Origin of the sequence: Streptosporangium sp. NPDC049248 (assembly GCF_040678965.1) — a bacterium.
Taxonomy (GTDB): Bacteria; Actinomycetota; Actinomycetes; order Streptosporangiales; family Streptosporangiaceae; genus Streptosporangium; species Streptosporangium fukuiense.
Genome location: NZ_JBFAQY010000009.1, coordinates 83,167 through 105,414, shown reverse-complemented (window position 1 = coordinate 105,414; position 22,248 = coordinate 83,167). Strand labels below are relative to the sequence as shown.

Annotated in this window: 20 protein-coding genes; 6 read left to right on the top strand and 14 right to left on the bottom strand. The window is 71.8% G+C overall.

All coding sequences use genetic code 11. From position 1 onward, the window contains the following. Positions 1-101: 101 nt before the first annotated feature. On the bottom strand, positions 102-1,334 hold the full coding sequence (locus AB0K21_RS18720; protein WP_343981598.1) for a multidrug effflux MFS transporter: 1,233 nt from the start codon (positions 1,332-1,334) through the stop codon (positions 102-104). 246 nt (positions 1,335-1,580) lie between these two features. Here AB0K21_RS18720 and AB0K21_RS18715 point away from each other — a divergent pair, with 246 nt between their 5' ends. The 3 genes from AB0K21_RS18715 to AB0K21_RS18705 all read left to right on the top strand — a co-directional run bounded on the left by AB0K21_RS18715 (position 1,581) and on the right by AB0K21_RS18705 (position 4,363). After that, positions 1,581-2,489, top strand: coding sequence for an ABC transporter ATP-binding protein (locus AB0K21_RS18715; protein WP_343981601.1), 909 nt, complete (start codon positions 1,581-1,583; stop codon positions 2,487-2,489). A 29-nt stretch (positions 2,490-2,518) separates the two neighbouring features. Next, positions 2,519-3,328 carry an ABC transporter permease gene (locus tag AB0K21_RS18710; RefSeq protein WP_343981604.1) on the top strand — a complete coding sequence of 270 codons (810 nt, stop codon included), beginning with the start codon at positions 2,519-2,521 and terminating at the stop codon, positions 3,326-3,328. A gap of 132 nt (positions 3,329-3,460) precedes the next feature. Next, positions 3,461-4,363, top strand: coding sequence for a DMT family transporter (locus tag AB0K21_RS18705; protein WP_343981607.1), 903 nt, complete (start codon positions 3,461-3,463; stop codon positions 4,361-4,363). Positions 4,364-4,372: 9 nt separating this feature from the next. Here the strand turns inward: AB0K21_RS18705 and AB0K21_RS18700 are convergent, their stop codons facing one another. The 11 genes from AB0K21_RS18700 to AB0K21_RS18650 form a co-directional block, all read right to left on the bottom strand. After that, positions 4,373-5,065: a GntR family transcriptional regulator gene (locus AB0K21_RS18700; RefSeq protein ID WP_343981610.1), complete on the bottom strand. Its 693-nt coding sequence runs from the start codon at positions 5,063-5,065 to the stop codon at positions 4,373-4,375. Between the two features lie 104 nt (positions 5,066-5,169). Next, a complete protein-coding gene (locus tag AB0K21_RS18695; RefSeq protein WP_343981613.1) occupies positions 5,170-5,913 on the bottom strand; it encodes an ABC transporter ATP-binding protein in 744 nt (247 codons plus the stop codon). Further along, positions 5,906-6,787: an ABC transporter ATP-binding protein gene (locus AB0K21_RS18690; protein WP_343981616.1), complete on the bottom strand. Its 882-nt coding sequence runs from the start codon at positions 6,785-6,787 to the stop codon at positions 5,906-5,908. The genes AB0K21_RS18695 and AB0K21_RS18690 overlap by 8 nt, the downstream gene beginning before the upstream one ends. Next, positions 6,784-7,746, bottom strand: a complete 963-nt coding sequence (locus tag AB0K21_RS18685; protein WP_343981619.1) for a branched-chain amino acid ABC transporter permease — start codon at positions 7,744-7,746, stop codon at positions 6,784-6,786. The genes AB0K21_RS18690 and AB0K21_RS18685 overlap by 4 nt, the downstream gene beginning before the upstream one ends. Then, the gene (locus tag AB0K21_RS18680; RefSeq protein ID WP_030904884.1) at positions 7,743-8,636 is read right to left on the bottom strand and encodes a branched-chain amino acid ABC transporter permease; all 894 of its coding nucleotides are present in this window, start codon (positions 8,634-8,636) and stop codon (positions 7,743-7,745) included. The genes AB0K21_RS18685 and AB0K21_RS18680 overlap by 4 nt, the downstream gene beginning before the upstream one ends. Continuing rightward, on the bottom strand, positions 8,633-9,808 hold the full coding sequence (locus AB0K21_RS18675; protein ID WP_343981623.1) for a branched-chain amino acid ABC transporter substrate-binding protein: 1,176 nt from the start codon (positions 9,806-9,808) through the stop codon (positions 8,633-8,635). Before AB0K21_RS18675 ends, AB0K21_RS18680 begins: the two co-directional genes overlap by 4 nt. 273 nt (positions 9,809-10,081) lie before the next feature. Further along, positions 10,082-11,083, bottom strand: coding sequence for a proline racemase family protein (locus AB0K21_RS18670; protein WP_343981626.1), 1,002 nt, complete (start codon positions 11,081-11,083; stop codon positions 10,082-10,084). Between the two features lie 36 nt (positions 11,084-11,119). Continuing rightward, entirely contained in the window at positions 11,120-12,013 is an 894-nt protein-coding gene (locus AB0K21_RS18665) for a dihydrodipicolinate synthase family protein (RefSeq protein ID WP_364151377.1), read from the bottom strand. Beyond that, the gene (locus AB0K21_RS18660) at positions 11,998-13,437 is read right to left on the bottom strand and encodes an FAD/NAD(P)-binding oxidoreductase (RefSeq protein WP_364151374.1); all 1,440 of its coding nucleotides are present in this window, start codon (positions 13,435-13,437) and stop codon (positions 11,998-12,000) included. Before AB0K21_RS18660 ends, AB0K21_RS18665 begins: the two co-directional genes overlap by 16 nt. Positions 13,438-13,444: 7 nt before the next feature. Next, positions 13,445-13,768, bottom strand: a complete 324-nt coding sequence (locus tag AB0K21_RS18655) for a (2Fe-2S)-binding protein (protein WP_364151371.1) — start codon at positions 13,766-13,768, stop codon at positions 13,445-13,447. A gap of 13 nt (positions 13,769-13,781) precedes the next feature. After that, complete coding sequence (locus AB0K21_RS18650; protein WP_364151368.1) at positions 13,782-14,957, bottom strand: FAD-dependent oxidoreductase; 1,176 nt, start codon at positions 14,955-14,957, stop codon at positions 13,782-13,784. A 284-nt stretch (positions 14,958-15,241) separates the two neighbouring features. Here AB0K21_RS18650 and AB0K21_RS18645 point away from each other — a divergent pair, with 284 nt between their 5' ends. Further along, positions 15,242-16,234: a COX15/CtaA family protein gene (locus AB0K21_RS18645; RefSeq protein ID WP_364151365.1), complete on the top strand. Its 993-nt coding sequence runs from the start codon at positions 15,242-15,244 to the stop codon at positions 16,232-16,234. Positions 16,235-16,313: 79 nt separating this feature from the next. Next, positions 16,314-16,994: an ElyC/SanA/YdcF family protein gene (locus tag AB0K21_RS18640; protein WP_343973741.1), complete on the top strand. Its 681-nt coding sequence runs from the start codon at positions 16,314-16,316 to the stop codon at positions 16,992-16,994. On the opposite strand, the gene AB0K21_RS18635 is transcribed toward AB0K21_RS18640, so the two are convergent. Both AB0K21_RS18635 and AB0K21_RS18630 read right to left on the bottom strand, forming a co-directional pair. Then, positions 16,982-18,277 (bottom strand): PrsW family intramembrane metalloprotease, encoded by a 1,296-nt coding sequence (locus tag AB0K21_RS18635; RefSeq protein ID WP_343973738.1) that lies wholly within the window; start codon positions 18,275-18,277, stop codon positions 16,982-16,984. The two genes, AB0K21_RS18640 and AB0K21_RS18635, sit on opposite strands and share 13 nt — an antisense overlap. Positions 18,278-18,589: 312 nt before the next feature. Beyond that, positions 18,590-19,543, bottom strand: a complete 954-nt coding sequence (locus AB0K21_RS18630; protein ID WP_343973735.1) for a heme o synthase — start codon at positions 19,541-19,543, stop codon at positions 18,590-18,592. A 606-nt stretch (positions 19,544-20,149) separates the two neighbouring features. Between AB0K21_RS18630 and tkt the strand changes: the two genes are divergently transcribed. Continuing rightward, positions 20,150-22,246 (top strand): transketolase, encoded by a 2,097-nt coding sequence (gene tkt / locus AB0K21_RS18625; protein ID WP_364151360.1) that lies wholly within the window; start codon positions 20,150-20,152, stop codon positions 22,244-22,246. Positions 22,247-22,248: the final 2 nt, after the last annotated feature.

Sequence of the window (22,248 nt, the reverse complement as noted above, 5' to 3'; positions counted from 1 at the left end):
GGTCACGTATTTCACAACATCAGTGTGCCGTAATTGCTTCCCGAGTTACAAACCAATGTTCAGTCGCCTCAAATGCGATTTGTCACGCAGGTAAGGCTTACCTAACCTGCGGAAACGCGCCGCACGCCCCTTCGCAGCCCGGTGAAGGCCAGGAGCGAGACGAGGGTGAAACCGGCCAGCACGACGGCCATCGGCAGCGCGGAGTCCTCACCTCCCAGGCCCACCAGCGGCGCGGCGAGCGCGCCGAGCGCGAACTGCAGCACACCGGTCAGGGCGGCGGCGCTCCCGGCGATCTGCGGGGGCTGGCCGGCCAGGGCGAGCGCGGCGCTGCCGGGCATGACGAAACCCGCACCGCACATGATCACGAACAGTGCGGCGACCAGCAGCGGCAGGGGCAGCTGGAGCAGTGCCGTGACGAGCAACGTCACGGCTCCGGCCACGCTCGTGAACAGCCCGATCAGGATCAACCGGGCCGGGTCGACCCGGTGCCCCGCGAGGCGCCCGCCGATCTGCGCGGTAACGGTCAGCCCCAGGGCGTTCAGCCCGAACACCAGGGAGAAGGTCTGCGCCGAGGTGTCGTAGACCTCCTGGAGCACGAAGGGCGATCCGGAGATGTAGGCGAACATGCCCGCGAAGCCCAGCCCTCCGGCCAGGGCGGGGGCCATGAAGGACCGATCGCCGAGCAGGTGCCGGAAGGTGACGAGGGTGTGCCGCAGCCCCCCGCCCTCACGCTGGTCCGCGGGGAGCGTCTCGCGCACCCCGGACAGCGCGGCGGCCAGCAACAGCAGGCCGGCGACGCTCAGCGCGACGAAGACGCCCCGCCAGGAGGTGTGGTTGAGCAGCTGCGCGCCCGCGAGCGGGGCCAGGATCGGCGCGAGACCGGTCACCAGCATGAGGGTGGCGAAGATGCGGGCGATGGCCGCCCCCTCGTACAGGTCCCGGACGACCGCGCGGACGATCACCAGCGCGGCGCCGCCCGCGATGCCCTGGAGCAGGCGGAACCCGACCAGCCCGTACACCGAGGGCGAGAAGGCGCACAGCAGTGAGGCGACGGCGTAGGCGAAGATGCCGAACAGCAGCGGCCCCCGCCGACCGCGTACGTCGCTGAGCGGGCCGGCGACGACCTGTCCGACGGAGACCCCGATGAGACAGGCGGTGAGGGTGAGCTGCACCTGCGCCTGCCCAGCGCCCAGGTCGGCGGCGATGGCGGGGAAGGCCGGCAGGTACATGTCGATCGACAGGGGGCCGATCGCGGAGAGCGCGCCCAGGATGATCAGCAACAGTCTGCGCCGCGTGCCCGGCATCACGTCCGACTCGCCGACGACCGCGGTCATACCCGTACTCCCCTTTTGATCGCAGGCCACGATGGGCCCACAGGGGCCGAAGCGTCCCAACCATCAACAGGTCATCCGAATTCCTAGATTTAGGAAATTTATTAGAAAGAGCGGCAAAGCACTGACCAGCAAAAGCCGTTCGGGAGCGCCCGGCGCCTCAGGGCCGGAACTCCCGGCCGGCACGGAACGGCCCGGACGCGTGGTCCGGGAACGTGACCGGCGGCCGCGGTCCCTAAACTCGTGGCCATGGAATCCCCAGCCGTCGAGATCGTCGACCTGGTCAAGAGATACGGCGGAACAACCGCTATCGACGGCCTGACCTTCAACGCCGCCCGAGGCGCGGTCACCGCCGTGCTGGGCCCCAACGGGGCCGGCAAGACCTCCACGCTGGAGATCTGCGAGGGATTCCGCCGTGCCGACGGCGGCGAGGTGAAGGTGCTCGGGCTCGACCCGTCCAGGCCGGAGCTGCGGGCCAGGGTCGGGGTGATGCTCCAGGCGGGCGGCGTTCCCCCGGCGACCCGCTGTGGGCAGTGGCTGCGGCTGATGGCCCGCTTCCACGCCCACCCGCTCGATCCCGCGGCGCTGCTGGAACGGCTGGGGCTGACCGAGCACGCCCGCACCCCGTACCGGAGGCTCTCCGGCGGCCAGCAGCAGCGCGTGTCGCTGGCCGGAGCGGTCATCGGCCGTCCCGAGCTGGTCTTCCTCGACGAGCCGACCGCGGGCCTGGACCCACAGGCCAGGCACGCCTGCTGGGAGCTGGTGCGCGATCTGCGCGCGAACGGGGTCTCGGTGGTGCTCACCACCCACCACATGGACGAGGCGGAGAAGCTCTCCGACCAGATCGTGATCATCGACCGCGGCCGGGTGGTCGCCGAGGGCACCCCCTCCTCACTCACCGGCGCCGAGCGTCAGCTGCGCTTCCGCGCCCGCCCCGGGCTCTGCCTGGACGAGTTGCTCGCCGCGCTGCCCGCCGGCAGCTCGGCCAAGGAGTCACCGGCGGGGCACTACATCATCGAGGGTCAGGTCGCGCCCGGCCTGCTGGCCACCGTGACGACCTGGTGCGCCGCCGAGGGCGTGAGCACCGAAGACCTCAGCATCGAGCGGCGTACCCTGGAAGACGTCTTCCTGGAGCTGACCGGGCGCGAGCTCCGGTGACGCGCCCGGCCCCCACACCTTCACCACGCATGGATCCGGGCGCGGCCCGAGCCAGACCACAGGAGAGCCGCTTGACCACCCTGGATCTCACCCCGGCCCCCGGAGCCGCGCCGCTGCGCCGGATGGTGACGGCCCAGACGGGCGCGGAGATCCAGGCGATGCTCCGCAACGGCGAGCAGCTGCTGCTCACGATGATCATCCCGGTGCTGCTGCTCGTCGGCCTCTCGGTCGCCCCGATCATCGACGTGGGCGGCGGTTCCCGCATCGACTTCATGGCCCCCGGAGTGCTCGCGCTGGCCGTGATGTCCACCGCCTTCACCGGGCAGGCCATCGCGACCGGCTTCGAGCGCCGCTACGGCGTGCTGAAGCGGCTGGGCGCGACCCCGCTGTCGCGGACCGGGCTGATGCTGGCCAAGACGCTCGCGGTGATCGCCGTGGAGGTCATCCAGGTCACGGTCATCTGCGGGGTGGCGCTCGCCCTGGGCTGGCGCCCGGCGGGCTCGCCGCTCGCGGTGCTGCTGCTGGTCGTGCTGGGCACCGCCGCGTTCAGCGGGCTCGGCCTGCTGATGGCCGGCACGCTGCGCGCCGAGGCGACGCTCGCCGCGGCGAACCTCGTCTACCTGGTCCTGCTCGCCTGCGGCGGGATCGCCTTCCCGCTGACCAGGTTCCCCGAGTCGGTGCGGCCGGTGCTGGAGTCACTGCCGATCTCCGCGCTGAGCGGAGGGCTCCGCGCGGTCCTGAGCGAGGGGGCGGGACCGCCTCTCGCCGCGCTGGCGGTCCTCGCGGCGTGGGCCGCGGTGTCGCTCTTCCTGACCTCGCGAACCTTCCGCTGGGAATGACGTCGTGGTGGCCCGTCCCCTGGCGGCCGGCCTCTTTCCTGAGCCCGTCTCGCATCGCGGACGTCACTGAGAACAGGACCTCCCGACAAGTAAGGTGCCATTAACTAATTCGCACCTGGCACAAGGAGTGTCGTGACCGCCGAAGCCCTGCCCGGGCCCGCCGAGCCCCGCAGACCGGGAGCGCTGCTGAGGGCCGCCTCCGACGCCATCCCGCCATCCGGTCTGGTGCTGCTGGCCATCCTGTCGGTACAGGTGGGCGCGGGTTTCGCCAAGGACCTGTTCTCCCAGCTGCCACCGAGCGCGGTGGTGTTCCTGCGGATCGCGACGGGTGCGCTGATCATGGGAGTGATCGCCAGGCCCAGGCTGAGGGGACTGACCCGGACGGACCTCGCGGCGGGCGCGGCCTTCGGCCTGACGCTTGGCCTGATGAACCTGTCGTTCTACGAGGCGCTGGCCCGGCTGCCCATGGGCATCGCGGTGGCGATCGAGTTCCTCGGGCCGCTCGGTGTCGCGGTGGCGGCCTCGCGCCGCCGCCTCGACCTGCTCTGGGTCGTGCTCGCCGCCTCCGGCGTGGTGCTGCTGGCCCCGTGGGGCACCTCGGCCTCCAGGATCAGCTGGGCCGGAATCGCCTTCGCCCTGGTCGCGGCGGCCTGCTGGGCCGGCTACATCCTGCTGGCGGCCTCGGTCGGCCGGCGTTTCCCCGGGGCCACCGGCCTCTCCCTGGCGATGATCGTCTCCTTCGTGCTGATCGCCCCCTTCGGGATCGCCTCGGGCGGCGCCGACCTGCTCCGCCCCGAGCTGCTGCTGATCGGTGTCGGGGTGGGCCTGCTGTCGTCGGTCATCCCCTACTCGATAGAGCTGGAGGCGCTGCGCAGGATGCCCAAGCGGGTCTTCGGCATCCTGATGAGCCTGGAGCCCGCGGCGGCCGCGCTGGTCGGCCTGCTGGTACTGGGCGAGGTGCTCCAGGTACGCGAGTGGGCCGCCATCGGCTGCGTGGTCATCGCCAGCGTCGGCGCCACCCGCGGCTCGCGCTGACCCGCGCCGCTATTCGGGGCGGCTGGCCCAGATGCCGCGTACGTGCCGGATGTGCTCGCGCATCAGCCGCTCGGCACCGCTCACGTCTCCCGCCGAGAGCAGGTCGAGCAGCGTGAGATGCTCGCGGGCGGAGTCGACCAGGCCCCCCCTTTGGTGCAGGGCGGACAGGCCGTACAGACGGGCCCGGTTGCGCAGGTCGCGGACCACCTCCACGAGGTGGGAGTTGCCCGCCAGAGCGAGCAGGTCCAGGTGAAAGCGGATGTCGGCGTCGACGTAACCGAGCAGGTCGCCGCGCTCGGCCGCGTCGACGATCGCCCTGGCCTGCGGGCGGAGCGCCTCGAAGCTCGGCGCGTCCCCGGCGCCGGCCGGTCTGCCGGCCAGTTGTGACACCGTGGGCACCTCGATCAGCCTGCGGAGCTCGGTCAGCTCGTCCAGGTCGCGCTCGGACAGCTCGGTGACCCGGAAGCCCTTGTTGCGCACCGCCTCCACCAGGCCCTCCTTGGCCAGGTCGAGCATCGCCTCGCGCACCGGGGTCGCCGAGACGCCGAACTGGGCGGCGAGGGCCGGGGCGGAGTAGACCATGCCGGGTCTCATCTCACCGGTGATCAGTGCCGCCCTGAGCGCGTGTGCCACCTGCTCCCGCAGGCTCTGCCGCTCACGCACAGCCGGCAGGTCGGGCCGGCCGTCCGCCCTAGGAGCCATCCCCAAACCTCTCGTGTCGCTCGTGTCCACACCTGGTGGGCCGAGCCCGTTACCTTCACATCCTCCCAGGCCGTGCGCGTACTCCCGAACACCCGGTGCCCTCATCAGGAAGGCACGGCACCAGCGGCGGACCCGCCTTCCTCGGCCCCGCCGAGGTAGGCCTCGACCACCCGGGGGTCCCGGCGGAGCTCGGCGGCGGGCCCGTCGAGGACGCGCTCGCCGTTCTCGATCACGTAACCACGGTGGGCGATCCCGAGGGCGGCGACCGCGTTCTGCTCGACGAGCAGCACCGAGGTGCCCTCGGCGTTGATGCCCGCGATGAGTTTCATGACCGAGGCGACGACCAGCGGCGCCAGGCCCATGGACGGCTCGTCCAGCAGCAGCAGCCGGGGCCCGGTGACCAGCGCCCTGCCGATGGCGAGCATCTGCTGCTCGCCGCCCGACAGCGTGCCCCCCTGCTGGGCGCGCCGCTCGGCCAGGCGGGGCAGCAGCTCGTACACGTGCTCGATCCGCCTGCGGATCTCCGCCTGGTCGCGGACCAGGTAGCCGCCCAGCTGGAGATTCTCATGGACGCTGAGCGTGCTGAAGATCCGGCGGCCCTCGGGGACGTGCACCAGGCCGCGGGCGGTGATCCTGTGCGGCTTCCGGCCGGTGATCTCGTGGCCGTCGAAGAGCACCCTGCCGCCGCTGGGGCGCAGCAGCCCCGAGACCGCGGCCAGCGTGGTGGTCTTGCCCGCGCCGTTGTTGCCCAGCAGGGCGACGATCTCACCCTCGGCGACGCCGAGGGACAGGCCGCGCAGGGCGTGCACGCCGCCGTAGTGGACGTCCAGCCCGTCGATGTCAAGCATGCGCGTCGCTCCCGGCCGAGTCCGCTTTCCCCGGGTCACCCTGCCCCGTGCTGTCCTGCCCCGCGATCTTCTCCTCCGGCACTGTCTCCCCCGGTGCGGTCTCCTCCAGGACGGCGGGATCGCCGCCGAGATATGCCTCGATGACCGCCGGGTCGCGCCGGACGTCCTCGGGGCGGCCGTCGGCGATCTCCCTGCCGAAGTTGAGCACGACCACGCGCTCGGAGACCTCCATGACCAGCCCCATGTCGTGCTCGATGAGCACGATGGCCACGCCGAGTGCCTGGATGCGCCGGATCAGGTCGAGCATCTCGGCCTTCTCGCCGTGGTTGAGCCCGGCCGCGGGCTCGTCGAGCAGCAGCAGGTCGGGCCGGCGGGCCAGCGCACGGGCGATCTCGGTGCGGCGCTGCTCGCCGTAGGGCAGGGCTCTGGCCTGCCCGTACCGGTCGCCGCGCAGGCCGACGAAGTCCAGCCAGTGGTGTGCCTGCTCGGTGCACTCGCGCTCGGAGCGCCGGTAGCGCGGGGTGTGCAGCAGGGCGTCCAGGACGCTCTGGCGCAACCACAGGTGCGATCCGGCGCGCACGTTGTCCAGGACCGACAGCTCGCCGAACAGGCGCAGGTTCTGGAAGGTCCGCGCGACGCCCAGGCCCGCGATGGCCGAGGGCCGCAGTCCGGACAGGTCCCTTCCGCGCAGGGTGATCCGGCCGGAGGCGGGCCGGTAGAAGCCGGTGACGCAGTTGAAGGCCGACGTCTTGCCCGCCCCGTTGGGCCCGATCACGGAGACGATCTCCGCCTCGCCCACCGAGAACGACAGGCCGTCGATGGCCACCAGCCCGCCGAAGGACAGGCGCAGGTCGGCCACGCTCAGCAGGCTCAAGGGACCTCCTTGGAACGGGCCGGCCAGAGCCCCTGGGGGCGCAGCAGCATGAAGGCGATGAGCAGGACGCCGAAGAGGAAGAACCGGTAGTCGGCGAGGTCGCGCAGGATCTCCGGCAGGATGCTGATCACGACGGCCCCGACGACGACGCCGGGCGTCGAGCCCATGCCGCCGAGGACCACGGCCATCAGCACCAGCGCCGACGACAGGAAGGTGAAGCTGCCCGGCGAGATGGCCGACAGGTGCGCGGCGAACAGCACCCCGGCCAGGCCGCCCCAGACCGCCCCGGCCACGTAGGCGGCGAGCTTGACCCGGTAGGTGTGCACGCCCATCGCCTCGGCCGCGTCCTCGTCCTCGCGGACGAAGCGCCAGGCCCGGCCCAGGCGGGAGCGGCCCAGCCTGGCCGCGCCGAGGACGGCCAGCGAGACGACGACCACGGTGAGGTAGTAGAAGGCCACCGGACCTTCGACCAGGTGCGGGATGCCGTAGATGCCCGAGGGGCCGCCGGTGACGTCCAGGTTGTTGGCGGTGATCCGGATGATCTCCCCGAAGCCGAGCGTCACGATGGCGAGGTAGTCACTGCGCAGCCGCAGCGTCGGCGCGCCGATGACGATCCCGGCGACGACCGTGACCACGATCACGGCGGGCACCGTGGCGAGCAGCGGCAACTCCAGGCGGGTGGCCAGCACCCCGCTGGTGTAGGCGCCGACCGCGAAGAAGGCGACGTAGCCCAGGTCGAGCAGGCCGCAGTAGCCGACCACGATGTTCAGCCCGGCGGCGAGCATCACCGCGATGGCCGCGCTGGTCATGACCGACAGCGCGTACGGCGTGGCGTCGACGAAGGGGGCCAGCAGCGCGACCAGCAGCCCCGCGAGCCCGGCCCAGCGGTTCTGCAGCAGCTTCGAGGCCCTGCTGGGCGGTGAGTCCGTACCGAGACGGCGGACCCTGGTCGCGCTCACACCCGCTCCGTCACACGCTCGCCGAGCAAGCCGGTGGGCCGTACCGTCAGGAACAGGATCAGCACCCCGAAGGCGAACACGTCCCGCCACTCGCCGCCCAGCCAGAACGTGCCGAACGACTCCAGCAGCCCGAGGAGCAGGCCGCCGAGCATGGTGCCGGGGATGTTGCCGATGCCGCCGATGACCGCCGCCGTGAACGCCTTGAGGCCGATCAGGAAGCCCATCATGAAGTCGATCTTCCCGTAGTAGGCCCCCGCCATCACGCCCGCGGCCCCCGCCAGGGCCGAGCCGACGAAGAAGGCGCGGGAGATCACCGCGTTGACGTCGATGCCCATCAGCGCGCTGGTGCGCGGATCCAGCGCGATGGCCCGCATGGCCCTGCCCTCGCGGGTCCGGGTGACCAGCAGGTTGAGCCCGGCCATCAGCAGCACCGCCACGCCGATCAGGACGAGTTGCTGCGGGGTGATCCTGGCGCCGAGGACCTCGAACGAGGTGCCGCCCAGCCGCACCGGGTAGACCCGGGGGTCGGCCCCGGCCACCGCGCGCATCCCGTACTCCAGGGCGAAGGAGGCGCCCACGGCGGTGATCAGCAGGGACAGCCGCGGGGCGCGGCGTAGCGGACGGTAGGCGATCCGCTCCAGCGTCACCCCCGCCAGGCCGGTGACGACCATGGTCGCCAGGAGCACCGCGAGCAGCAGCGGCAGGGCCATGGCGGAGGACACGCCGCCGACCGCGCCGAGGATGGCGAAGCCGGCGAACGCACCGAGCATGTACAGGTCGCCGTGGGCGAAGTTGAGCAGCTTGATGATCCCGTAGACCATGCTGTAACCCAGGGCCACCAGGGCGTAGAACGAGCCGACGAACAGCCCGTTCCAGATGAGTTGCGTCACTTCAGGGAGTCCTGCAGGGCGAATTTGTCGCTCTTGACGACGAGGATCTGGAAGCCTCCGTTGGCCAGGGTGTGTTCGGGGGTGAACTTCAGCGGCCCGGAGAACATCGGGAAGCCGTCGATCGCCTCAAGCGCCGCGATGACCTTGGTTCCGTCGGTGCCGCCCGCCTTGGTGACCGCCTCCGCGGCCAGCCGGACCGCGTCGTAGGCCTGGTTGGAGTACGGGCCCGGCTCGGCGCCGTACTTCTTCCGGTAGGCGTCGATCCAGCCCTCGGCACCCTCCAGGGTGTCGGGGGTCTGGGTCATCGTGGCGTAGAGGCCCTCGGCGGCCTCGGCTCCGGCGATCTCGACCAGCTTGGGAGAGACCGAGCCGTCGCCGACCATGATGGAGCCCTTGTACCCGGCCTGCCGGAGCTGGCGCGCGATCAGGCCGCCCTCCTGGAAGTAACCGGTCCAGTAGACGAAGTCGGGCTTCTTGGCCAGCACGTTGGTGATGTTGGCGCTGTAGTCGCTCTCCTTCGGGGTGACCGCCTCGGTGATCGTGGCCTCGGCTCCGCCGGGGGCCTCCAGCAGGCTCTGGGTACGCAGCGCGATGTCCTTGGAGTAGCTGGTGTTGTCGTGCATCAGCGCGACGCTCTTGGAACCCTGCTTGGTGATCCACTTCTCCGCGGCCGCGGCCTGCTGGGAACCGGTGCCGTTGATCAGGAAGACGTGTTCGAGCTTCTGGTCGACCAGCTCCTGGGAGTTGGCCGCCGGAATGATCATGGGAATGCCAGCCTTGCCGAAGATCGGCAGGGTGGGGAGCGTCGCACCGGAGCAGTAGCCGCCCACGGAGACGTCGACTCCCTCGGTGACCAGCTTGTTGGCGCCGGCGGCGGCCGACTGGGCGTCACAGGCGTCGTCGGCGGTCTTCAGTTCCAGCTGGCGGCCGAGCACGCCGCCCTTGGCGTTGATCTCGTCGATCGCGAGCTGCGCCGCGTTGCTCATGTAGGGACCGATGGCGGCCTCGCTGCCCGACTGCGGGATCAGCATGCCGAGGACGATCGGCCCGTCCTTCCCGGCCGCGGTCTGCCCGGCGCCGTCACCACCGCCGAGCAGTCCCTGGCCACACCCGGTGACCAGGAGGCCGAGAACGGCCAGCGACGTGAAGGATTTCAGGGGGATGGCACGCATGTGCTGCTCCTCACATCTGGCGATGTGTGACATTGCACGTGCACTTCGAAGGACGCGTCAAGGCCCGAAACAAGATCGTTAGCGTTAGGACATCGCTTCTTCCGCAAGCTGCGACCCGCCGGGGCACGGATCGCCGCCGGACCCGGGGACGGCGACGTCTCCGCTGTTCAGGCCGGGTGCGGCCGACTGTCGGTCGACCGCGGGCCGACCGGCCGGAGAGCGGCGGGTCAGGCCCGGTCGACCCGGATGTCAGCAGGCCGGCGGGGTGGCGGGTCAGATGAGGAACCCGGCGGGGAACGGGTCACGAGGGTCGAGGAAGTACTGGGCGGTGCCGGTGACCCACGCCCGCCCGGTGATGGCGGGGACCACCGCGGGCAGGCCCGCCACCTCCGTCTCCCCGACGAGCCGCCCGACGAACCGGGTGCCGATGAACGACTCGTTCACGAAATCGGTGTCCATCCGGAGCTCGCCCCTGGCGTGCAGCTGGGCCATCCTGGCACTGGTGCCGGTGCCGCAGGGCGAGCGGTCGAACCAGCCGGGATGGATCGCCATCGCGTGCCGGGAGTGCCTGGCGTCGGAGCCCGGCGCCGTGAACTGCACGTGATGGCAGCCCCTGATACCGGGGGCCAGCGGATGCACCGGCTCGTCCTGCTCGTTGATCGCCCCCATGACGGCCAGCCCCGCGTCGAGGATCCGCTGGCCGTGCGAGCGCTCGAACGGCAGGCCCACGGACTCGATCGGCAGGATCGCGTAGTAGTTACCGCCGTAGGCGAGGTCGTAGGCGACCTCGCCGATGCCGGGCACCTTGACGACACGGTCCAGCCCCGCGCTGAAGGAGGGCACGTTGGTGACGGTCACCTCGGTGGCGGCCCCGTCCTCGACCCTGACCTCGGCGACGACCAGCCCGGCCGGGGTGTCCAGCCTGATGGTGGTGACCGGCTCGGTGACCTCCACCATCCCGGTCTCGACGAGGACCGTGGCGACGCCGATGGTGCCGTGCCCGCACATGGGCAGGCAGCCCGACACCTCGATGTAGAGCACGCCGTAGTCGGCGTCGGGCCGGGTGGGCGGCTGCAGGATGGCCCCGCTCATCGCCGAGTGGCCGCGGGGCTCGTACATGAGCAGGGTCCGCAGGTGGTCCATCTCGGCCAGGAAGTGCTCGCGCCGCTCGGCCATGGTCGCGCCGGGGATCACCCCCACACCCCCGGTGATCACCCGGGTGGGCATGCCCTCGGTGTGGGAGTCCACCGCGTGGAAGACCCTCTTCGTCCTCATCGACTCTCCTCGCGAGAAAGGGAAAACAGGACCGGCCTACCGCAGGCCCTCGGCCAGGGCCTTCTCGGTGGCCGCGCGGACCGCGGCCTCCTGCTCGCCGAGGAGCCCGAGCCTGGGCGGGCGGCACGGGCCGCCGTGGCGTCCGGCCAGGTCCATGGAGAGCTTGATGGCCTGTACGAACACCGGTTTGGAGTCCCAGCGGAGCAGCGGGTGCAGCGCGCGGTAGAGCGGCAGCGCGGTGGCCGTGTCCCCGGCGGCGGCCGCCCGGTAGAGGGCGACCGTCGAGGCGGGCAGCGCGTTGGGGAAACCGGCCACCCAGCCGACCGCTCCGGCGGTGACCAGTTCGAGCAGCACGTCGTCGGCTCCGGCCAGCACGTCCAGCCCCGGGGCCAGCTCGGCGATCTCGTAGATCCGGCGGACGTCGCCGCTGAACTCCTTGACGCCCGCGATCAGGCCCTCGGAGTGCAGGGCGGCCAGCAGGCGTGGGGTGAGGTCGACCCGGGTGTCGAAGGGGTTGTTGTAGGCCACCACCGGCAGACCGGCCCTGGCCACCTCGCGGTAGTGCTCCAGCACCGTCCTGTCATCGGCGCGGTAGGCGTTCGGCGGGAGCAGCATCACCGCGCGGCACCCGGCCTCACCGGCCTGCTCGGCCCAGCGGCGGGCTTCCAGGGCGCCGTAGGCCGCGACGCCCGGCATGACGCGGTCGCCGCCGACGGCCGCGACCGCGGTCTCCACCACCGAGGCCCGCTCCCGGGAGTCCAGCGTCTGGTACTCCCCCAGCGACCCGTTCGGCACCACGCCGTCACAGCCGGAGGCGACCAGCCACCGGCAGTGCTCGGCGTAGCCGTCCAGATCGACCGAGAGGTCCGCGCGCAGGGGCAGCGCGGTGGCCACCGTCACGCCGTGCCAGGGTTTCACCCGGGTCGCCATGCTTCATCCTTTCGAGGGGGTACGGAGCCGGAGGGCTTCGGCCCGTCCGGGAAGGTCGGGGTCCGCGCGGCGAGGTCGCCGAGCCTGACGGGCTGGGCGATCGGGCGCCGGGGCGGCGCCGGATCCTCACCGACGAGGCAGGCGACCGCGTGGCCGCACATCCGGCCCTGGCACCACCCCATCCCCGGGCGCGCCAGCAGCTTGACCGAGCGCGCGTCGACCGCGCCCATCGCCTGGGCCTCGCGTATCGCCGACAGGGGCACCTCCTCGCAGCGGCACACCAGCGTGTCGTCGCGGAGCCAGTCCTGCCAGCCCGGCCGTAGCGGGTAGGCGCCCTGCAGCGCTCGCGCGAAGGCGGCGAGCCGGTCCCTGCGCCGGGACAGGGCGGGGTCGGGCGGCGTGGGGCGGCCCAGGTCGGCGGCCGCGGCCCGGCCCGCGATCCGGCCCTCCACCTCGGCGAGCGCGGCCCCGCCGACACCGGTGGCCTCCCCCGCCGCGTAGACGCCGGGCACGCTGGTGCGCATGCCCGCGTCCACCGCGACGACCGGGCCACCGTCGGGACCACCGTCGGGGTCGCGGCGGGTGGCGCAGTCCAGCTGGAGGGGCAGGTCGAGCTGGGGGACGAAACCGTAGCCGCAGGCGAGGGTGTCGCACTCGACGGTTCTCGTCGAGAGCGGCCGCCAGGCGGGGTCCAGGCTCGCCACGGTGACGTGGGTCAGCGCGGTCTCACCGTGCGCGGCGATCACCGCCTCGCGGCCGCGGTAGGGCACCCGGTGGCGGGCCAGACGCGCCACGTACCCGAGGGCCTCCGCCGCCCGACCGGCGGCGAGCAGCGGATGCCTGGCGAGCCCGAACCTGCGGTTGGCCTCGTGCACGCCGAGCACCCGGGCCCCCGCGTCCGCCAGGCCCGCGGCGACCGGAAGCAGGAAGGGCCCGGTGCCCGCGACCACGACCCTGCGGCCCGCGAGGACCAGATCACCCTTGAGCAGTGCCTGCGCACCACCCGCGGTGAGCACGCCCGGCAGGTCCCAGCCGGGGAACGGCAGCGGCCTGTCGTGGGCGCCGGTGGCGACCAGCAGCCCGCGCGCGGTCACCGTACGGGGCCGTTCCTCGCGGTCTCCCTCCAGGCAGCGCACGGTGATCACCCCGTCCGCGCGCTCGACGGCCCAGACCCGCGTGCTCAGCAGCACCTCGGCGCGCTCGCGGAGCGTCTCCCACTGGCGGGTGAACCGGTCGAGGCCGTGGTGGAGCGCGCCGGGCCTGGCGGCGTGGAACCCCTCGGCGGGATGCCGGAAGTACTGGCCGCCCGGTCGCCCGGACCCGTCGACCAGCACGACGTCCAGCCCGGCCAGGGCGGCGGTGAGCGCGCCCGCGACCCCGGCGGGACCCGCGCCGACGACGGCCAGGTCGTGGATCCGTGTCATCGGCCGCTCACCGCTCCCCTCCGGAACCGGGAACGTCCCGCGCCGGAGCGTCTCCGGTGGTGACCAGGTCTCCCGGGCGGGCCTCGGTCAGGCAGGCCCGCAGGGAGGGGACCCCGTTCACCGTGACCAGACAGTCGAAGCAGACCCCGATGCCGCAGAACAACCCTCGTGGGCGCCCGCCGAACCTGGTGGTGCGCCACGATCGGATGCCCGCACCGTGCATGGCGGCGCCGACACTCTGGCCGGGGACCACCGCGACGGGAGCGCCGTCCACACTGATCTCGAACTCCGGCTCGGGCCGTGCCCGCACCAGGCGGTACGGCCCGCTCATCGGACACCTGGCGTCATGGCGCCTCCTGCGGGAAACGGTCCGGTCTGAAGGGGGCGAGGTCCAGGTCGGGGTCGAGGCCGGCCAGCAGCCGGGCGATCAGGTGGCCGGTGGCCGGGGCCAGGCCGATGCCCGCACCCTCGTGGCCGCAGGCGTGGTAGAGCCCTGGGACCCGGGGATCCTCGCCGATCACCGGCAGGTGGTCGGGGCAGTAGGGACGGAAACCGCAGTAGGCCCGGATCACCCGGTACGCCGCCAGGGCGGGGAACAGCTCGACGGCCTGGCGGGCGAGGCGTTCGAGCACCGGAACGGAGATCGTACGGTCGAAGCCGACCCGCTCGCGGCTGGCGCCGATGAGCACCGGCCCCGACGGGGTGCTCTCCACGACGGCGGACGTCTCCAGCCCCTCCGAGTCGCTGGCCACCGCGGTGACGTAGCCGGCGGTGTAGACCTTGTGCCTGATGAGCGGCCCGGCGAGCGGCTCGGTGACCAGGATGAAACCGCGCCTGGGCAGGATGGGCACGCGCACCCCGGCCAGCGCGGCGATCTCGCCGCCCCAGGTGCCCGCGGCGTTGACGACGGCTCCGGCGAGAATGTCGCCGCAGGAGGTGGTGACACCGGTGACCCGGTCGCCGTCGCGCAGGAAGCCGGTCACCGTGACCCCGGTTCGCAGCATCAGGGCGCCGTGCCCGAACCGTTCCGCGCCCCGCCGGATGAGCCTGGCCGCCGCCAGCATCGGCTGCACCTGGGCGTCGTGCGGGTAGAACACGCCGCCGGCGAGCCCTTTCGCCAGGTGGGGCTCGTAGTCACCGAGCTCCCCTGCGGCGACGGCGACGCACTCGACGCCCTGCTCGCCCGCCAGGCCGGTGAGCGCCTCAAGCACCTCGTCCGTCTCGGCGACCACCAGGCCGCCCTTGGCCTCGAACTCGAACCCACCGTCGGGCCCACCGTCGGGCCCGTCGGCGGGCCCGACGGCGGCCAGGTCACGCCAGAGCCGGTTGGAGAGCAGCGCCAGGTCGAGTTCGGGGCCCGGTCCCTTGTCGGAGACCAGCACGTTGCCCTCGCCCGCGCCCGTCGTACCGCCCGCCACCGCCCCCCGGTCGACGACCACCACGTCCAGTCCCGCGCGGGCGGCGTAGTAGGCGCAGGCGGCGCCGACGACCCCGGCGCCGACGACCACGACGTCCGGCATGACTCACCTCGCTCCCGGGCTCGTCAGTAATATGTCACATACCTTTTTATGGATCAATGCATCGGACCGGACGTCCCGGGCCGGCAACCGGCTCAGCCCACCCCTACCCGTGGACCCGTGGGGCACGCCGTCCGAGGTGAGATGTCCCACACCGGCAGCCGGCGGCGGCCCCCTGCCCGAGACGCCGGGGAGACGCGAAACGACCGGGGCGAAAGCCTCCGCACCGGCCCCGGCGCCAGGGGTCCGCGGCGGGACCGCCCCCCTCGCCGCCTAGCATGTGAGCCGTGAAGCACCTCCTTGACCAGACCCGTCTGCAGACCGCGAAACTGACCTGGATCGTGGGGCCGCCGACCTTCCGCACCCTGCGCCGCTGGGCGCTGGCGTCGGTGGCGGTCAACGTCGGGATCACGGTGACGGGTGCCGCGGTGCGGGTCACCGGCTCCGGCCTGGGCTGCCCCACCTGGCCCAGGTGTACGCCGGACAGCTTCATCCCGGTGGCCCACGACGACATCTCGCCGATCAACATGGCGATCGAGTTCGGCAACCGGCTGCTGACCTTCCTGGTGCTGGCCGTCGGCCTGGCCTGCCTGCTCGCCGCCCTGCGGCTGCTGCCCCGCCGCCCCGATCTGGTCAGGCTGGCCTGGCTGCAGCCGATCGGCGTGGCCGTGCAGGGACTCTGGGGCGGCCTGGTCGTGCGCAGCGCGCTCAACCCGGTCACCGTGAGCGTGCACTTCCTGGTCTCCATCGGCATGATCGCCGCGGCGTACGCGCTGTACGCCCGGGCCGGCGAGGGCGCGGGCCCGCCGCGCCTCCTGGTCAACCGGCACATCCGCACACTCGGTTTCGCGCTCGTCGCCGCCGTGTTCGTCCTGCTCGTCGTGGGCGTGGTGGTGACCGGCACCGGGCCGCACTCCGGGGACGCGATGGCCTCCCGGTTCGACTTCGACATCGAGACCGTGGCGAGGATCCACGCCGACGTCGCCTACGTGGTGGTCGGCCTCACCTTCGCGCTGGCGTTCGCACTGCACATCACCGACGCGCCCGGGCACGCCCGGCGGGCCGCCTGGACGCTGCTCGGCGTGGAGGCGGCCCAGGGCGGAATCGGATACGTCCAGTACTTCCTGGGCGTGCCCGCGGCCCTGGTCAACCTCCACGTGCTCGGCTCGGCCCTGGTCTGGGTCTGCGCGCTGCGGGTGGTGTTCACGATGCGCTCGTGCGGCCCGGTGGGCGCGACGGCCGCCGAGAGCGCGGACGAACTCGACCGGGTCCCGGCCTGACCGCCGGCCCCGCTCCCGCCGGAAAAGCCCGCGACGGCCGCGTTCGACTCGGCCGGCACCTGACCGCGACAATGGCCGGATGCCGCTGTCGCGAAGGTTCTTCCGGCTCTCCTACCAGGGCGCGGTGCTGCTGAGCGTCCTGGCCGTCGCACCGCTGACCTGGGCCTGGCTGGCCAGCTCCGGACACCGGGTGGTCGCGGACTCCTCACCCGGCTGGATGGCCGGGGTTCCCGAGGCGCCGGTGGCGCTGGTGCTGGGGGCGGCCGCCTTCGGGGGCACCCCTTCCCCGATGCTGGCCAGACGGCTGGACATCTCCGCCGAGCTGTACCGGGCCGGCAAGGTCAGGGCGATCCTGCTGTCGGGCGACAACGGGCGGATCGAGTACGACGAGCCGACCGTGATGCGCGACTACCTGCTCGCCCGTGGGATACCGGCCAGGGCGCTCGTCCTCGACTACGCCGGTTTCGACACCTGGGACTCGTGCGTGCGCGCCCGCGCCGTGTTCGGCGCCACCCGCCTCACCGTGGTCACCCAGCTCTTCCACCTGCCCAGGGCCGTCACCCTGTGCCGTACGGCGGGTCTGGAGACCTTCGGCGTGGGCGACGACTCCTCCCGGCGGTGGGCCTCCACCTACGCCTACGCGGCCCGCGAGTTCGCCGCCGCCGCCAAGGGCCTCCTCGACGCCGTGGTCCTCGACTCCGCTCCCGTCTTCCCCGGGCCGCGCGAGACCTCCCTGGAGGCCGCGCTTCAGTCGGGGTGAGCGCCACGCCCGGGGGACGGACGCCCCTGGGCGGCCCCGGGGTGCCCCGGGGTTCCGGGGGCACCGCCCCACGGATACGGCGAGCCGCCAGACGGCCGGGCCCCGGGCCCGTACCCCGGCGGGACGTTGCCGCCGCCGGGGGGCTGCGGCGGTGGCGGCGGCTGCGGGGGAAACTGGGCGCGGGAGGCGGCCATGCACTCCAGCAGCGCCCGCTGCTCCTCGTTGAACGTACGCTCGTCGATCACGTGCCCCCTGGCCCGCTCGTGGAGCAGGCCCAGCTCGGTGGCCGCGAGCTGGTAGTCGCTCATCGCCCGCAGGCCCGTCCTGCCGCCGTTGTCCCTGGCCCACTGCCTGGCGTGGCGGCGCCCCGGCAGGGAGGAGAGCATCGCGACGTCGTACGAGGAGACCAGCCCCGTCGCCCAGTAGGCGGGCAGGTAGGTCTGGATGAGCCCGATGATCCGCTTGCGGTCGCGGAAGATGATCCAGATCAGCACGAACAGCACGATCATCAGCAACAGGTAGGCGATGGCCAGGCCGGCGAAGCCGACGTAGGAGGCGAAGCCATTCCAGATGCCGTGCAGCAGCATCGCGCCGATCCACCCGGCGGCGATGACGAAGATCCGGCCGGGCCCCCGGCGCTGCGCCGCGTAGGCCACCGCGACACCGATCATGGAGGTGAACAGCGGGTGGGCGAACGGCGAGAGGACGCCGCGCAGCACGACGGTCACCGCCAGGCCCTGCGCGCCCATGTCGTCGAGCGCGGCCACGTAGTAGCTGACGTTCTCGCTCATGGCGAAGCCGAGGCCGACCATGCTGGCGTAGATGATGCCGTCGGTCGGCCCGTCGAGCTCCGCGCGCCTGAACCTGAGCAGGCCCAGCAGCACCAGGCCCTTCATCGTCTCCTCGACCACCGGGGCGCCGAACGTGGCGGCGATGTTGCGCGCGTAGTCGTAGCCGAGCCCGGCGGCGTTCTCGATGTAGACCAGGCCGAGGGAGTTGACGATCCCGGCGACCAGGACCGCCACGCCCGCCCCCCAGGCGAACGCGAAGATCAGGTTGCCTCGCGGCTCGGGCTCGATCCGGTCGAGCGCCAGCACCGCGGCCAGCAGCACGGGAACGGGCGCCAGCGCGAGGATCAGGGCGATGAAGAAGTAGACGGGGTCGCCGTTCAGCACGTCGAAGGAGAGCGACACCAGGCCGCACAGTCCCGTCAGGACGAGTCCGGTGATCAGCGCGAGCGACGGGCGGTCCCTGAGCACCCACCGGGGGTCACGGCTGGCCATGAGGTAACCGTAACCGTTGACTTCCACCCCACGAATCAAACCGGCATATCCCAGCGCGAAGGTCCACGGCCGGCGCCTGACGGCCGGCGCCCCGCCCCCCGGATACGGAGACCAGACCGAACGCTGGAACGATCCCGGGGCCGGAGCGCTGATCCGGCTCCCGAGGTTTTCCGACGACCATGAGCTGCCCTCCCCACGACCAGGCCCGACCCGGGCCGGCCAAGAAAACGTGTTCCCCACCCGGGAGACGTCTCCCCCTCGAACGAGACGCGGAAACGGGCATGTGGCAGGAGAGCGTACCTGTGAGAGGGCTCAGACGAACATCGAGTCGATGGCGACGGCGAGGAAGAGCAGCGCCAGGTAGGCGTTGGACCAGTGGAAGAAGCGCATCGGGCGCAGATCGACCCCGGTCTTGCCCGCGTTGACCCGGCCGAGGAGGCGGTGGACCTCCCACAGGCAGGCGGCACCGAGGACGGCGGCCACGACGGGGTAGAGCAGGGTGGTCCCGGCCACCGGCCACAGCAGCAGCGAGCAGAGCACCGTCGCCCAGGTGTAGACGATGCTCTCCAGCACCACCCGGCGCTCGGTGGCGACCACCGGGAGCATGGGGACCTTCGCCGCGGCGTAGTCCTCCTTGTAGCGCATGGCGAGGGTCCAGGTGTGCGGAGGCGTCCAGAAGAACACCACGCCGAAGAGCACCACGGGGGCCCAGTCGAGGCTGCCGGTGACGCCGGCCCAGCCGATCAGCACCGGCATGCAGCCCGCGATACCCCCCCACACCACGTTCTGCGGGGTCCGCCGCTTGAGGATCATCGAGTAGACGAGCACGTAGAAAAGGTTCGCGGCCAGCGACAGTCCGGCGGCGAGCCAGTTCACGGTCAGCCCGAGGCCGAGGGTCGACAGCGCCCCGAGAATGACCCCGAAGATCAGCGCGTTGGTCGGCGGCACCATGTCGCGGGCGAGCGGGCGACGCCGGGTGCGGCGCATGGCCGCGTCGATGTCACGGTCGATGTAGCAGTTCAGGGCGTTCGCACTGCCCGCCGACAGGGTGCCGAACACCAGGGTGTTGACGGCGATCCACAGCGGTGGCAGGCCCTTGGCCGCCAGGAACATCACCGGCAGCGTCGTGATCAGCAGCAGCTCGATGATCCGCGGCTTCGTGAGGGCGACATAGGCCTTCACGACGTCGCCGAAGGAGCGAGGCACGACGCCTGCGGTCGTGTCCGCCTCGGGCAGGACCGTCGATTGCTTGTCGGTGAGCACCATCTAAGGCGCTTCCAGCACGTGCGGGGTCAACGCGTAACCTCTGATTAGAGCGGATCCGTGAATGCGGGCACCAGCCAGCCTTGAGGACTCACTGTAGTTGCAGGGGAGGCCGGTCCCGGCACGGGGTGCGGAAGCGGCGCGAGGCGACACCCGCCGTGCCGGGAAAACGCGCCGATCGCCGATCCGACGGAACCGCCCCGGACCGACCTACGCCACGTTGACGTCCTCTCCGGCAGGAACGCCGAAGATCCCTGCCATGCCGCCTGCGCGACATCTCGGTGGGTTCCTGTTTCACAGCCGAGCGCCTGGATGAGTTCAGGTCTTCTCTCAGCTCCGCAGGCGTTCAACGTCTCCGCCCGCCCGGCGGCGACCCGAGCACTGTACTGGATTTCGCCCTGATCGACAGCGAAACACGGAAGGGCAAGGCACGCTTGCGCCCTGGCAGGCACTTTCTCGCAAACCTTCCCCACCGCGAAGCTCGAAGCGCTGGCCCGTACTCAGCTAACGCGGCCGAAACCGTTAGGGTCCAATGTGGGCGGGAAATACCAGACCGGCGCCACCATCACACTATTAGATCCGGAGACCGAGCAGTTGAGCAGCGAACTCGTGCCAGCCCTTGAATGGAGCGACCTGGACCGCCGCGCGGTCGATGTCGTGCGGGCCCTGGCCATGGATGCGGTAGAGAAGGCGGGCTCGGGCCACCCGGGCACCGCGATGAGCCTGGCGCCCGCCGCGTACCTGCTGTTCCAGCAGGTGATGCGGCATGATCCGTCAGACCCCTCCTGGGTGGGCCGTGACCGGTTCGTCCTTTCGGCCGGCCACACCAGCCTGACCCTCTACATCCAGCTCTACCTGTCGGGCTACGGCCTGAGCCTGGACGACCTCAAGGCTCTGCGCCAGTGGGAGAGCCTGACCCCCGGCCACCCCGAGCACGGCCACACCGTCGGCGTCGAGACCACCACGGGGCCGCTGGGTCAGGGGCTGGGCAACGCGGTCGGCATGGCCATGGCCGCCCGCCGCGAGCGCGGCCTGTTCGACCCGGACGCGGCGCGGGGCGCGAGCCCGTTCGACCACCACATCTGGTGCATCGCCTCCGAGGGGGACATCGAGGAGGGCATCAGCCACGAGGTCAGCGCCCTCGCGGGCCACCAGAGGCTGGGCAACCTGACCGTCGTCTTCGACAGCAACCACATCTCGATCGAGGACGACACCCAGATCGCGCTGAGCGAGGACGTGGTCAAGCGCTACGAGGCGTACGGCTGGCACACCCAGACCGTCGACTGGACGCAGACCGGCGACTACGTCGAGGACGTCGAGGCGCTGCACCAGGCGCTGGAGGCCGCCCGCGCCGAGACCGGCAGGCCGTCGTTCATCCGGCTGCGCACGATCATCGGCTGGCCCGCCCCCAACAAGAAGAACACCGGCAAGATCCACGGCTCGGCGCTGGGCGCCGACGAGGTCGCCGCCACCAAGAAGGTCCTGGGCCTTGACGAGGCCAAGAGCTTCGACGTTCCCGCCGAGGTCCTGGAGCACGCCCGCGGGGTCGTCGAGCGCGGCCGCGCCGCGCGGACCGAGTGGGACAAGCTCTACCAGAGCTGGCGCGAGGCCAACCCCGAGCGCGCCGCCGAGTTCGACCGCATCTCCGTGCGGCAGCTCCCCGCCGGCTGGAGCGAGGCACTGCCGGTCTTCGAGGTCGGCTCCTCCGTCGCCACCCGCAAGGCCTCCGGCGAGGTGCTCAACAGCCTCGCGCCGGTGCTGCCCGAGCTGTGGGGCGGCTCGGCCGACCTGGCCGAGTCCAACAACACCACGATGAAGGGCGAGCCGTCCTTCATCCCCGAGGAGTTCCAGACCAGGGACTTCCCCGGCAACCCCTACGGCCGCACGCTGCACTTCGGCATCCGCGAGCACGGCATGGGGGCGATCCTCAACGGCATCGCGCTGCACAACGGCACCCGCCCCTACGGCGGCACGTTCCTGGTCTTCAGCGACTACATGCGCCCGGCCGTGCGGCTGGCGGCGCTGATGAAGCTACCGGTCACCTACGTGTGGACGCACGACTCCATCGGCCTGGGCGAGGACGGCCCGACGCACCAGCCCGTCGAGCACCTGTGGGCGCTGCGCGCCATCCCCGGCCTCGACGTGGTCCGCCCCGCCGACGCCAACGAGACCGCCGCCGCCTGGCAGGTCGTGCTCGAGCACAACGACCGCCCGGCCGCGCTGGCGCTGACCCGCCAGAACCTGCCGGTCTACGAGGGCACCCGCGACGCGACGAAGGTCGCCCGCGGCGGCTACATCCTGCGGGAGGCCTCCAACGGGCAGCCCGCGGTGGTCCTGATCGGCACCGGCTCCGAGGTCGAGCTGGCCGTCGAGGCCCGCGAGATCCTGGAGGCGGAGGGCATCGCCACCCGGGTCGTGTCGATGCCGTGTGTGGAGTGGTTCCACGCCCAGGACACGGCCTACCGGCAGACGGTGCTGCCCTCCTCGGTCCGCGCGCGCGTGGCGGTGGAGGCGGGAATCTCGCTGGGCTGGCGGGAGTTCGTGGGAGATGAGGGGGAAGTGGTCAGCCTGGAGCACTTCGGTGCCTCGGCCCCCTACAAGACCCTCTACGAGCAGTTCGGCCTGACCGCCGAGCGCGTGGTCGCCGCAGCCAAGGCGAGCCTCGCCAAGACCGGAGCCGACAAGGGCGAGACGACGGGAAACTGATC